We start from the raw sequence: 13,144 nt of genomic DNA, 5'->3' as shown, positions 1-13,144 counted from the left end.
CCCTCGCCAAGGCACTGTTCCGCGACAGCCAGCGTGACAAACACGCCGAGGCACCACAGGCCGCAGAATAAACCCACCAAAACACAAACAACCCAAGCGCCGCCCAAAACAAGGGCGGCGCTTTTCGTTGATACCGTGCTCTCTAATAGAAACGGCGCTATCGGTTATCCGGCGACGACACTCTGCCGTTGCACACCCAATCCATCAATCCCAAGCTCTATGCGGTCGCCCGGCTTGAGGTAGGTCTGCGGGTTTTGCCCCATCCCAACGCCCGGAGGCGTCCCGGTCGAGATCACATCGCCCGGTTGCAGTGACATAAATTGCGACAGGTGCGAGATCACCATCGCAACACCGAAATGCATTGTTCTGGTCGAGCCGTCCTGATAGCGATGCCCGTTCACCTCAAGATACATCGGCAGGTTCTGCGGGTCGGGCACCTCGTCGCGTGTCACTAACCAAGGACCGATGGGGCCAAACGTGTCGGCGGACTTGCCTTTGACCCACTGCCCCGAGCGGTGCAGTTGAAAGTCGCGCTCGGACAGGTCGTTGACGACGCAATATCCAGCCACATGATCCAGCGCTTCTTCTTCCGAAATATATTTGGCCTTTTTCCCGATGACGACGCCCAGTTCGACCTCCCAATCGGTTTTAACCGAGCCGCGCGGAATTTCGACGGTATCGTCCGGGCCATTGATCGCTGAGGTGGCTTTGAAGAAAATCACCGGCTCTTGCGGCAGTTCCATACCGCTTTCGGCGGCGTGATCGGCGTAATTCAGACCGATGCAGATGAACTTTCCCACCTGACCGATGCAGGCGCCAATTCGGGGGGTGCCTTCGACTTTTTGAAGGGTAGAGGGATCCAACGCACGCAACCGTGTAAGCGTTTCATCTCCCAGCGCCTCGCCCGAAATGTCGTTAACTTCCCCCGAGAGATCGCGGATCGTACCTTCGGCATCCAGCAGCCCAGGTTTCTCAGCACCCTTCGGGCCATAGCGGAGCAGTTTCATATCGAGTTCCTTCGTTGCTTGGATCGTTAAGCCGCCGTTAAGGGCAAGCGGCTTTTCGGTGGTATCTCTGCTGACAACGCCCGCAAGGCGCATCCGGCGGTGTTAAACACCCTCGGGAAGCAGATCAGTGGGAATGTCCTGGTAGCAGACTGGCCGCAGGAAACGACGGATCGACAGAGTGCCAACCGATGTCGCGCCGAAATTCGTCGATGCCGGGTAGGGGCCGCCATGAACCATGCTGTCGCAGACCTCGACCCCCGTGGGGAAGCTGTTGGCCAGCAAGCGCCCGGCTTTACGCTCCAGCAGTGGCAGCAACGCTCGTGCGTCGGGCTTGTCGTCGGGGTCCAAATGCAAGGTGCAGGTCAGCTGGCCTTCGATGGCGCGTGCAATTTGCTGCATCTGAGCTGTGTCGCGGACGCGGACGACGATGCCGAGCGGGCCAAAGACCTCCTCTTGCAGTTTGTGATCCGCCAACCAGTCATCGCCGGACACCGTGAACAGGTAGGGCGCCGCATCACGCGTCGCGCAGCTGGTGCCCATGATTTGAGTGACTCCGGTGCCCGCTGCGACACGCGAAACCCCCTGACGGTAGGCGTCGGCGATGCCATCGGTCAGCATGGTTTGCTCGGCTACGGCGGACAGGCCCGCCTCGGCGGCGGACTGGAATGCATCTGCCTCGGGGCCGTCAATGATAACCGCGATGCCGGGATTGGTGCAGAACTGCCCAGCTCCCATGGTCAATGAGCCAGACCAGCCGGCCCCTATCTCGGCCCCGCGCGCGGCGGCGGCTTGCGGCAGGATGAACATTGGATTGACCGAGCCCAGCTCACCGAAGAACGGGATTGGTTCGTCGCGTTGCGCACATATATCGAACAGGGCGCGACCTCCAGCAAGGCTGCCAGTAAATCCAACCGCCCGGATAAGAGGATGCTGCACCAGTCGCGTTCCCACATCCCGCTTGCCGCCTTGCACCAAAGAGAACACACCGGGATTGACGCCTGTCGCCTTGATAGCAGCATCAATGGCCTGCGCGACGATCTCACCCGTACCCGGATGCGCCGAATGGCCCTTGACCACGACGGGGCAACCTGCGGCCAACGCGGCCGCCGTATCGCCCCCCGCGACCGAGAAAGCGAGCGGGAAGTTGGACGCGCCGAACACAGCCACAGGCCCGAGCGGGCGCTGGATCATGCGCAGGTCGGGGCGGGGCAGGGGTGCGCGATCGGGCATGGCCGGATCGTGGCGCATGTCCAGATAATCGCCCGCCACAATGTGATCGGCGAACAGGCGCAGCTGCCCGACGGTACGGCCACGTTCGCCCTGCAAACGGGCCTCGGGCAGGCCGGTTTCTTGCGTTCCGATTTCAGTGATCGCTTCGCCGCGTGCGTCAATCTCATCCGCGATCTTGCGCAGCAACTCGGCGCGCTCGGCCCGGGTTGACCATCCGAATGAGGCAAAGGCCTCCTCGGCAGCGTCTACGGCACGGTCAACCAGCGCGGGCGTGCCCACTGCAAAGTCATGGCTGGGACCATGGGCAGGTTCCGATGCGAAAGTGGCGTCTGCGCCGACCCATTCGCCAGCGATTAGGTGTTTTCCGGTTAACATGTTGGTTCTTTCTTAAAGCAGGCCCCGTTGGGCGAGGTTTCGCATCAGATGTGAGGCCCCGAAGGTCCATTCAGGGCATTCCGTGGACAGGCGCACCGTGTTTGTCAGTGCCCCAAGCTGGCCGTTGGCGATGGTGACGATATCGCCCAATTTATGAGTGAAGCCGCCTCCGGGTGTGTCGCGGTCCTGGGTTGGGGCAAAGAGCGTGCCCAAAAACAGCATCAGCCCGTCCGGATATTGGTGGTGCCGCCCGATTGTCTGTTTCACAAGATCCGCCGGATCGCGGCTGATCTGGGACATCGAAGACGCGCCGTTCAGAACAAACCCATCGGGCCCGGTGACAGTCAGCGTCAACTCGGCCTTGCGCACGTCATCGAGGGTGAAGCCATCGTCGAAGAGCCGGATCATCGGCCCGATCGAGCATGAGGCGTTGTTGTCCTTGGCCTTGCTGAGCAACAGGGCCGAGCGCCCCTCGACATCGCGCAGGTTCACATCGTTGCCCAAGGTCGCGCCCTTGATTTCGCCGCGTGAGGTTACGGCCAGAACCACCTCGGGTTCTGGGTTGTTCCAGGTGGAAATCGGGTGCAGCCCGATATCCGCATCCGAGCCGACCGAAGACAAAACCTGCGCTTTGGAGAATACTTCGGCATCTGGACCAATCCCGACCTCCAGGTACTGGCTCCAGAGTCCTTCTTCGATCAGCGCCTCTTTGACCTTTGCGGCCTCATCCGAGCCGGGCGTGATATTGGACAGGCTGTCGCCAATCCGCGCGCCGATGCGCGACCGTATCGCCTCGGCTTTGGCTGGGTCGCCTGCGGCCTGTTCCTCGATCACGCGCTCGACCATTGAACCGGCGAATGTGACGCCGCAAGCCTTGACCGCTTGCAAGTCACACGGAGCGAGCCACTGATGATCCGCGTCAAACGGTCCAAGGTCTTCGCCTCGCGCTGTACGGACGTAGTCCGCTGCATCGTCCCGCTCGAGAATATCCCGAACGGTTGGCGCAGTTTTCGATGTGATATCGACCACGCGGCCATTTCGCAGGGTCACAATGCAGGGGCCGACCCCAGCGCGCTCAATACGTCCGAGCCACAGGCCGTTGGAGTCCAGATTTGGTAGAGTCATATCAATCCCTGAGGTTATAGGCCCGCGCGGCGTTGCCACCCATGACGGCATCTCGTTCGGAACTGCTTAGTTGGCACAGCAAAAGGTCCGTAGTTTCCAGCCAGCGTTCAAAACTGCTGGCCAAGGTGCAAACCGGCCAGTCGCTGCCCCAGATCAAGCGCGACGGGCCGAAAGTGTTCAACAGGTGGTCCACATAAGGGCGCAGATCATCGACCGTCCAATCGGATGCGGCTTCGGTGACAAGGCCGGACAGTTTGCACCATGCGTTGGTCTCACTGGCTAGCGCTGCCATATCCTCGGCCCACCCCTCGAGTAGTGCGTCCCGGATCAGCGGCTTGGAGCCGTGATCAATGACGACCTTCATGTCCGGATGACGGGCCAGTAGATTTCTGAGCGGTCCCAGATGCTGCGGCAAGGTCAATGCGTCGAACGTCAGACCCCGCGCAATAAGTTCGGTAAAAGCGGGGGTCAGAGCGTCGCCGAGCATCCAGAGCGGGTCGGCAATATCCTGAATCATGGGACGAAGCCCAATCAGCGCCGGGTGCGCATCCAACGCAGCGATCTGGGTAGCCGCATCCGAGGCTTCGAAATCGACCCAACCCACAACACCTTTGATAAATGGGGTCTCATCGGCCAGGGACAGCATATATTCCGTCTCGGCCTCTGTCGGTGCCGCCTGCACCAGCACGGTGCCTTCAATGCCTGCGTCTTTCAGCATCGGGGCGAGATCATTGGGGGTAAAATCGCGGTAGATCACGTCCAAGTCAGGCGTCAGCCAGCCATAGTCCCCCCGCGCCAAGGTCCAGAAGTGCTGATGCGCGTCAATCCTCATGCGACAACGCCCTTTTTCAGGATGATATTGCCATAGAGCCTACGCTCACCCGTTTGAACGATGGCAAATGCGTTGGCCGCTCGTTCGTAGAATGCGAACCGCTCAAGCCCCCGTACCTTGGCCGGGTTGTCCGCTGTCGCGTCGATGATGTCCTGAAAATCGGCGACGGCTTCGGGAATTACGTCCGGATCACCGACCACCTGCATGGTCAGGGCCGGGTCGGTCACAAATGTATCCAGAGGCATCACGGACAGCACAGCCCGCAGCACTTCACTGGCGGTTGAGCCATCCGCCCGGATACATTCCGGGCCGGTGCTTGTGCCGGGAAAATTCGCATCCGCGATCACGATTTCATCACCGTGTCCCATGGCTCTGAGCGCATGTAGCAGGCTGGGCGACAGAATGGGGTCGATGTTACGCAGCATCAGCGGCCTCACTCGGAAGCGGTGCATCCGGTCGGATCAGCCCCTCGGAGCGCAGATCAGACCAGAGGCCCGGGGGCACTTCCCGCTCTAGCAGGGCCACGTTGGATTGCACCTCGGCTGCGCTGACGGCACCCGGCACGACTGTTTTGACGCACGGATGGCCCAGAACAAATTGCAGGGCCGCCGCGATCAGAGGGGTGTCATGCGCGGCGCAAACGGCCTCGAACTTACGGACGCGCGCCAGTATCTCCTCGGGCGCATCAGCGTAGTTGTATTTTGCACCCGGCACGGCTCCGGTTGCGAGGATGCCGGAATTGTAGGGCCCACCCAGAATGATTCCCACGTCGCGCTTTTCACAGAGGGGCAGGAAGCTGTCCAATGCTTCTTGCTCAAGCAACGTGTAGCGACCGGCCAGCAGAAAGCCGTCGAAATCACCCAGACCCAGCAGCTTTTCACACACCTGCCATTCGTTAACACCTGCGCCGATGGCGGCAATCTCTCCGGCGTCGCGCAGCTCAACCAGTGCCTTGTAGCCGCCACCGTCGAACAGCTCACGCACCTTGGCGTCGGACATTTCCTGACTGCCCTGGCTGAACACGCAGACGTCATGCACAAGAAGGATGTCGGCATTTGCGACCCCGATGCGTTCACGGCTGGCCTCGTAAGAGCGCATCACCCCGTCATAGGTATAGTCGAACACGATCCGTTTTTGCGGAACGTCCACAAATGCTTCGGGCGTGACCTCATGGGGTTCGCAATCCAGCAGCAGACGCCCGATCTTGGTGGACAGCTGGATGTTCTCGCGTCCAAAGCGAGCAATCGCCTCGCCAAAGCGACGCTCGGACCGCCCAAGCCCGTATTGCGGTGCGGTGTCAAAGAAACGGATACCCGCATCATAGGCGGCCTGAAGCGCGGCCTGCGCGTCTTCATCCGACACTTTGCGGTACAGGTTTCCCAGCGGGGCACCGCCAAATCCCATCCGGGTCAGCAGAACGGGCCGCGCAGTGCGGTTATTGAGCAATTCTGTCTGTGAAACGGTCATCCTGCCTCGCTATGCGACTGTTGGGTGAGGTTGAAAAGGTGGGGTTTTTGCTGCTTGAGTTCCTCGATACGCGGCATCAACTGCCCCAAGTGGGCACGCATGGCGTCCTGAGCGGTCTGTTCGTCGCGGCTGCAAATTGCGTCAAAAATGGCTTTGTGTTCCGCCAGTGTTTCCGCAATCCGGCCGGGGGTCGGCAACAACAGCATCCGCGCCCGGCTCACCTGCAGAGAAACATTCTGCGCAACGTTGGCGAGGTGACGGAAGCCGGTGAAGTCCATCAGCATGCCGTGAAACTCTTCGTCAGCCTGATAGAAGCCGGGAATATCATCATCTTCGATCAAAAGCTCTTGCAGGCGCATATTGCGGCTGAGGCGTTTGCGCTGATCTTCGGTCAGGTCCCGCGTTACTTTGGCGACGGTTGCCAGTTCGAGCGCTTCACGGAGAAAGGCGCCTTCGCGGATTTCCTCCATCGAGAAATAGGACACACGCGTCCCCGATTGCGGGACCACATCCACCAAACCTTCAGATGCAAGCCGGGCGATGGCGTCCGCAACAGGCGCGCGTGACACGCCTAAACGCTCGCAAACCGGGGCCTTCCGAAGATTCGCGCCTGGTGGAAAGTCCAGCGCCAGAATCGCCGTTTTCAAAGAGTGGTGAACCCGCTGAGCCAGCGATCCTTCGGTGGTCGTAATCTCGGGCAGGAGAGAGGCATCAATATCTTGGAGCTTGTTCATAGTTAGGTTTTAACATTCTAACATGTTAGTTGACAAGAGAAGATCTAACACTTAGCAACATGGGCCAAGCAAGCGGGGAAGTGATGCAAGCACAAGACGGCATAAATGTTCTGGAAAAGGCGGCGCGGGACGTCGTTCAGCTTAACCCTGATGACAATATTGTTATTGCCCTGCGTGACTTGCAGGCGGGCGAGCAGCCGTCACATGTGCCGACACCTCTGACCTCGCACGTGGCCCGCGGGCACAAGATCGCGAAGATGCCGATTCGGGCTGGCGAAAATGTCATCCGTTATGGCCAGATCATCGGTCAGGCCAAAAGCGACATTGCACCGGGGGATCACATCCATGTCCACAATCTGGGGATGGGCGCGCATCAACAGGACTATGCGCATGCCAGTGCCAATGCTCCGCTGCCGACGCTGCCCGCAGATCGGACGTTTGACGGGTATCATCGTGCCGATGGGCGGGTAGGGACCCGTAACTATGTCGGTATCTTGACCAGCGTGAATTGCTCGGGCTCGGTTGCAAGGTTCATTGCCGAGGCAGCCGAGAAGTCCGGGCTGCTGGACTATTTCCCCAATGTCGACGGGGTGGTGCCGATTGTGCATGGCACGGGCTGCGGCATGTCCGGCAAGGATGAAGGCTATGCCACCTTGTTCCGAACATTGGCCGGTTACGCTCAGCACCCGAATTTCGGGGGTATCCTGCTGATTGGTTTGGGCTGCGAGGTCATGCAGGTCGCAGACCTTGTCGGAGGACGCCCGATCCGGTCAGACGGCGCGTTGCGTTACATGACCATCCAGAACGAGGGTGGTACACGCCGCACAATCGAACGCGGTTTGGATGAGCTGCGGGGAATAGCCGAACTGGCCAATCAAGCCGAGCGCGCGCCCGCTCCCATCAGTGCAATCACGGTTGGAATGCAATGCGGTGGATCGGACGGGTATTCCGGGATCACGGCCAATCCAGCCCTTGGATATGCATCCGACCTTTTGGTGCGCCGGGGCGGCACAACGATCCTGTCCGAGACGTCCGAGATCTACGGGGCCGAACATCTTTTGACCCGCCGCGCCGAGACCATCGAAGTGGGCGAAAAGCTCATAGAGCGTATCCACTGGTGGGAAGACTACACCGAGCGCAATGGCGGCGAGATGGACAACAACCCAAGCCCCGGCAACAAGCGCGGCGGGCTGACGACCATTCTGGAGAAGTCGCTGGGCGCTGTCGCCAAAGGCGGCACGGCACCGCTGCGCGATGTTTATAAGTTCGGCGAGAAGGTGGAAAAACACGGGTTCGTCTTCATGGACAGCCCCGGATTTGATCCATGCTCGGTTACAGGGCAGGTGGCCTCAGGCGCGAACCTGATCGTGTTCACCACCGGGCGTGGTTCGGTGTCGGGTTATCAGCCAACACCCTGCATCAAATTGGCGACCAACTCGGAAATGTATGCCCGGATGGCAGACGACATGGATCTGAACTGTGGCGACATCGTCACCGATGGCGTCAGCATCGAAGCCAAAGGCGAAGAGCTGTTCGAAATTCTGATCCGTGTTGCCTCGGGCGAGAAAACCAAAAGTGAAGAACTTGGCTTTGGGGGCGTGGAGTTCGTCCCCTGGCAAATCGGCGCGGTGATGTAAGCCGCACCGCCCTTGGGGAGAGGGGCAGAATGGGAGGAGAAATGACGAAACTGGTCGACATGACGGGGATTGATAAGCACTTTCCCGGTGTGCATGCGCTGAAATCCGTGCAATTCGATCTGTTTCCGGGTGAAGTTCACGCGCTGATGGGCGAGAACGGTGCCGGGAAAAGCACGCTGATGAAGATCCTGTCCGGGATCTATCAGCGTGACGGCGGCGATCTTGTGATCGAGGGGAAATCCGTTAGCCCAACCACCCCGCGCGAGGCGCAGGATCTGGGCATTGGCATCATCCATCAGGAACTGAGCCTGATGAATGACCTGACCGTCGCGCAGAATATCTTCATCGGACGCGAACCGCGCAAAAGCTTTGGTCGTCTGGACGAAGCCGCGCTGAATGCGCAAACGGCCGAGATCTTCGCCTCGATGAACCTGAACCTCGACCCCAAGGCGCTGGTCGGCAGCCTCACCATTGCAAAACAGCAGATGGTCGAGATCGCCAAGGCTTTGTCCTTCCGGTCGAAAGCTCTGATCATGGACGAGCCGACTGCCGCCCTGAATGACGCCGAGATCGCCGAGTTGTTCGTGATCATCCGCCGCCTCAAGTCTGAGGGTGTGGGTATCGTTTATATAAGCCACAAAATGGATGAGCTGAAGCAGATCTCGGATCGGGTCACGGTCATGCGCGACGGGGAATATGTGGGTACGGTGGGTGCTGCAGAGACCCCGATCAGCCAGATCATCGCAATGATGGTGGGGCGTGAGGTGAATGAGGAACCTCTGGACGTGCCCGATCTGGGTGATGCCGAGGTTTCGCTTCAGGTTTCGGGCCTGACCCGCAGCAAAGAAATCCACGATGTCAGCTTTTCAGTTCAGAAAGGCGAGATACTGGGCTTTGCTGGTCTGATGGGCGCTGGCCGGACCGAGGTCGCGCGGGCCATCTTTGGTGCCGACCCAAAAGATGCCGGTGAAATTCGGGTGCATGGTCAGGTGGTCTCGATCAAGTCGCCCACCGACGCGGTGAAGGCCGGGATCGGGTATCTATCTGAGGACCGCAAGCATTTTGGCCTCGCCACGGGGATGAATGTGCGGGACAATATCGCGCTGGCCTCGATGGATCTTTTCACAAGCGCAGGCGGCGTTCTGAACGACAGTGAAATCAGCACCACCGCCAAAGGCTACATCGCGCAGCTGGGCATTCGGACGCCATCAGATGTGCAAGAGGTTCGGCTGCTGTCCGGCGGTAATCAGCAAAAGGTGGTCATCGCCAAATGGCTGCTGCGCGATTGCGATATCCTGATCTTCGATGAACCCACACGGGGCATAGACGTCGGTGCAAAATCCGAAATCTACAAACTGCTCGAGGAGCTGGCTGAGCAGGGCAAGACGATCATCGTGATCTCGTCCGAATTGCCCGAGATCATGCGCCTCAGCCACCGCATCGCCGTGATGTGCGAAGGCCGGCTGACCGGCATTCTGCCCGGCGGAAAAGACACCACACAAGAAGACATCATGCATCTTGCCACGCAACGCGCTGCGGCGATGCAGGTAACGGGGACAATTCAATGACCACAGCTACGGATATCGACAAGAAAAAACCCCTCGGGGGTTTGTCGGAAAGCGGCGCCTACCAGAAAATGCTGGCCTTCGCGAGCTTGATCGCGTTGCTGATCGGCTTTTCGATCGCGTCGCCGAACTTCATGCAAACCTCGAACATGATTGCAATTTTGCAGGCGACCTCGGTCAACGGGGTGCTGGCGGTGGCCGCGACTTTGGTGATCATCACCGGCGGCATTGATCTGTCGGTGGGCACATTGATGACCTTCTGCGCGGTGATCGCGGGGGTGGTGCTGACCTATCTGGGCATGCCGTTGCTATTGGGTGTCGCGGCCGCAATCGCGGCGGGTGCATTCTGTGGCCTGTGTTCGGGGACCTTCGTCGCCAAGATGAAAATCCCGCCCTTCATCGCCACACTCGGCATGATGCTGATCCTCAAGGGGCTCTCGCTGGTAATCTCGGGGACGCGACCGATCTACTTCAACGACACGCCGGGCTTTGACCAAATCTCGCGCGGGTCGCTGATCGGAGAGGTTTTCCCAGCGCTGCCCATCCCCAATGGCGTGCTGATCCTGTTTATCGTTGCGATCGCCGCCTCGTATATCCTGAGCCGTACCGTTCTGGGCCGCTATACTTTTGCGTTGGGGTCGAACGAAGAGGCCGTACGCCTGTCGGGCGTCAACACCGATATGTGGAAGATCCGCATCTACGCACTGGCCGGAGCGATCTGCGGCATCGGCGGCATCCTGATCGCCTCGCGTCTGAACTCGGCGCAGCCTGCTTTGGGCCTTGGGTACGAGCTGGAGGCCATCGCGGCGGTTGTCATCGGCGGCACATCGCTCTCGGGCGGTCGCGGCACGATCCTTGGCACCTTGATCGGCGCCTTGATCATGGCGGTGCTGACCAACGGGCTGCGGGTCCTGTCCGTCGCGCAGGAGTGGCAGACGGTTGTCACCGGCGCAATCATCATTCTGGCCGTCTATGCCGACATGGCACGGCGCAAGAAATCCGGCTGAATAAACTAACGACAAAACGACCAACTGTGGAGGAGAAAACATGTTTTCACGTCGTTTCATTCTGGGGGCGCTGAGTGCGGCCACCCTGGCAGGTCCCGCCTCGATGGCGGCTGCCGAAGAAATCTATATCCCGCTGGTGTCCAAAGGCTTCCAGCACCAGTTCTGGCAGGCGGTGAAGTCCGGGGCCGAGCAGGCAGCGGATGAGTTTGACGTCACCATCACCTTCGAAGGCCCTGACAATGAAACCATGGTGGACCGTCAGATTGACATGCTGGCGGCGGCCCTGGCCAACAATCCCAAAGCCATCGGCTTTGCCGCGCTGGACAGCCAAGCGGCGATCCCGCTGCTGAAACAGGCCAATGACAAAGGCATCCCGATCATTGCCTTCGACAGCGGCGTCGACAGCGACATCCCGCTTTCGACCGCAACTACAGACAACCTTGCAGCGGCCGGTCTGGCAGCGGACAAGATGGCCGAGAAGATTGGCGGTAAGGGCAAGGTTGCCGTTGTCGCGCATGACCAGACCAGCCGCACAGGGATCGACCGCCGCGACGGGTTTGTAAACCGTATCGCCGAGAAATACCCGGACATCGAAGTCGTTACCGTTCAATACGGTCAGGGCGATCACCTGAAATCGACCGAGGTCACCAAGGCAATTCTAACGGCAAACCCGGATCTGAATGGTATCTTCGGCACCAACGAGGGCTCGGCCATTGGTGTTGTGAATGGCGTTCAGGAACTGGGCACCGAAGGTCTGGTCATCATTGGCTATGACAGCGGCAAGGCGCAGAAAGACGCGATCAAAAGCGGTCTGATGGCTGGTGCGATCACGCAGAACCCCGTTGGTATCGGCTATGAAACCGTCAAAGCTGCCGTTTCGGCCCTGAACGGTGAAGAAGTACCGACCCTGATCGACACGGGCTTCTACTACTACGATGCCTCGAATATCGACGACCCGAAAATCTCGGCCGTTCTGTACGACTAAGACCATCCACTCACAATAACCTGTCCGGCCTGCCCTTACTGGGTGGGCCGGATGCTTTAGAGGTAGCTCGGGTCAACTAGTGGCCATGTGTCCTAGGCCTGGGGTGCAGGCCCAAGTGACTCGCGTATCTTTGTCGTGGCTTCAAGCTGAATACTTGACCCCGCATCCTCACCTTTGCGCAAAGCGACCAGCATACGGGCGGCGCCTTTGCCCATGTTTCGATGCGGAACATGAACCGTTGTCAGGGCCGGAGTTACGATCTCTGCTATTTCGATGTCATCAAACCCGGTGATGGAGACATCCCGAGGCACTTGAAGACCCATTTTCCGGGCCTGCCTGAGCGCTCCGGCGGCAAGCACATCGTTGCCGCACAGGATCGCAGTCGGCCTCGGGTCCAATTCCATCGCCGCCTCAAGGGCGCGCGCTCCGTTGTCGATCGAATAGGGAGTTTCGATCACGTGCAGGTTGCCGACATCAAGGTTCCGAGACAGCATCGCTTGTTCTACGCCCTCACAGCGGAGCCGAGCCCTGTCGTTGCCGTCCCGCTCTGCAGTGACAAAGGCAATGGCGCGATGTCCCAGGTCAAGTACCTGCTCGGTCAGCGACTGCATCGCGCTTCGGTTGTCGAACCCGATGGACAGGTGCGTTTGGTCAGGATCGTAGACCCAGGCGACTACACACGGGATCCGTTGTTTCTTCAGGAAATCGTAAACCTGTGGGGTCCGGTCAAAGCCAATCAGCAACAGCGCATCCGCACCGCGTGCCACGAGGCTACGGATCTGCTCTTCTTCAAGCTCAGGATTATATGAAGAGCTGGCGACGAGCAGGGTTATGCCATGCCTCTGAAGCTCTTCCTGAAAAGCTTGGAGGCCACGTGCGAAGATGGCGTTTTCCATCGTCGGGATAATCGCGCCAAAAGTTCTGGTGCGTTTGGCGGCAAGGGCCTGAGCCCCGAAATTCGGTGTGTAGCCAAGTGTTTTGACTGCGCTTAGAACCCTTTCGCGGGTTTTCTCGGACACCATTATAGGATTGTTGAGGCACCTTGACACCGTGGCCGTCGAAACGCCTGCACGCTGCGCAACGTCTTCCAGCGTCGGTGACGTCCGGCTTGGCTCGTCTGGAAATGGTGCCTTCGTCATCTACCTGAATACACTCGTGGCTTTGGCGCTCCATTTGCGCC

At 59.5% G+C, this 13,144-nt stretch carries 12 protein-coding genes; 4 read left to right on the top strand and 8 right to left on the bottom strand.

Translation table 11 applies throughout. The features are described from left to right. Window positions 1-164 precede the first annotated feature (164 nt). From ACR0I8_RS14240 to ACR0I8_RS14210, 7 genes are all read right to left on the bottom strand, one after another. Window positions 165-1,007 carry a fumarylacetoacetate hydrolase family protein gene (locus ACR0I8_RS14240; RefSeq protein WP_170689186.1) on the bottom strand — a complete coding sequence of 281 codons (843 nt, stop codon included), beginning with the start codon at window positions 1,005-1,007 and terminating at the stop codon, window positions 165-167. 102 nt (window positions 1,008-1,109) lie between these two features. Then, complete coding sequence (locus tag ACR0I8_RS14235; protein ID WP_170689185.1) at window positions 1,110-2,612, bottom strand: aldehyde dehydrogenase (NADP(+)); 1,503 nt, start codon at window positions 2,610-2,612, stop codon at window positions 1,110-1,112. Window positions 2,613-2,624: 12 nt separating this feature from the next. Further along, a complete protein-coding gene (locus ACR0I8_RS14230; RefSeq protein WP_170689184.1) occupies window positions 2,625-3,737 on the bottom strand; it encodes a fumarylacetoacetate hydrolase family protein in 1,113 nt (370 codons plus the stop codon). 1 nt (window position 3,738) lies between these two features. Continuing rightward, window positions 3,739-4,569 carry an amidohydrolase family protein gene (locus ACR0I8_RS14225; protein WP_170689183.1) on the bottom strand — a complete coding sequence of 277 codons (831 nt, stop codon included), beginning with the start codon at window positions 4,567-4,569 and terminating at the stop codon, window positions 3,739-3,741. Then, on the bottom strand, window positions 4,566-4,994 hold the full coding sequence (locus ACR0I8_RS14220; RefSeq protein ID WP_170689182.1) for an RbsD/FucU domain-containing protein: 429 nt from the start codon (window positions 4,992-4,994) through the stop codon (window positions 4,566-4,568). The genes ACR0I8_RS14225 and ACR0I8_RS14220 overlap by 4 nt, the downstream gene beginning before the upstream one ends. Continuing rightward, window positions 4,984-6,036, bottom strand: coding sequence for an aldo/keto reductase (locus ACR0I8_RS14215; protein WP_170689181.1), 1,053 nt, complete (start codon window positions 6,034-6,036; stop codon window positions 4,984-4,986). Before ACR0I8_RS14215 ends, ACR0I8_RS14220 begins: the two co-directional genes overlap by 11 nt. Beyond that, entirely contained in the window at window positions 6,033-6,770 is a 738-nt protein-coding gene (locus ACR0I8_RS14210) for a GntR family transcriptional regulator (RefSeq protein ID WP_480703298.1), read from the bottom strand. The genes ACR0I8_RS14215 and ACR0I8_RS14210 overlap by 4 nt, the downstream gene beginning before the upstream one ends. An 83-nt stretch (window positions 6,771-6,853) precedes the next feature. Here ACR0I8_RS14210 and ACR0I8_RS14205 point away from each other — a divergent pair, with 83 nt between their 5' ends. Genes ACR0I8_RS14205 through ACR0I8_RS14190 form a run of 4 tightly spaced genes read left to right on the top strand, consistent with a single transcriptional unit; the run spans window position 6,854 to window position 11,964 of the window. Beyond that, window positions 6,854-8,407 (top strand): altronate dehydratase family protein, encoded by a 1,554-nt coding sequence (locus tag ACR0I8_RS14205; protein ID WP_170689180.1) that lies wholly within the window; start codon window positions 6,854-6,856, stop codon window positions 8,405-8,407. Between the two features lie 41 nt (window positions 8,408-8,448). After that, window positions 8,449-9,975 carry a sugar ABC transporter ATP-binding protein gene (locus tag ACR0I8_RS14200; RefSeq protein ID WP_480703296.1) on the top strand — a complete coding sequence of 509 codons (1,527 nt, stop codon included), beginning with the start codon at window positions 8,449-8,451 and terminating at the stop codon, window positions 9,973-9,975. Then, the gene (locus tag ACR0I8_RS14195; RefSeq protein WP_170378165.1) at window positions 9,972-10,979 is read left to right on the top strand and encodes an ABC transporter permease; all 1,008 of its coding nucleotides are present in this window, start codon (window positions 9,972-9,974) and stop codon (window positions 10,977-10,979) included. Before ACR0I8_RS14200 ends, ACR0I8_RS14195 begins: the two co-directional genes overlap by 4 nt. A gap of 40 nt (window positions 10,980-11,019) precedes the next feature. Continuing rightward, a complete protein-coding gene (locus tag ACR0I8_RS14190; protein WP_170689178.1) occupies window positions 11,020-11,964 on the top strand; it encodes an ABC transporter substrate-binding protein in 945 nt (314 codons plus the stop codon). 92 nt (window positions 11,965-12,056) lie between these two features. On the opposite strand, the gene ACR0I8_RS14185 is transcribed toward ACR0I8_RS14190, so the two are convergent. Continuing rightward, window positions 12,057-13,103: a LacI family DNA-binding transcriptional regulator gene (locus ACR0I8_RS14185; protein ID WP_170689177.1), complete on the bottom strand. Its 1,047-nt coding sequence runs from the start codon at window positions 13,101-13,103 to the stop codon at window positions 12,057-12,059. Window positions 13,104-13,144: the final 41 nt, after the last annotated feature.

The sequence above is a fragment of the Ruegeria sp. BG9 genome, from assembly GCF_056538305.1.
This window is presented reverse-complemented; position numbering and strand designations above follow the sequence as displayed.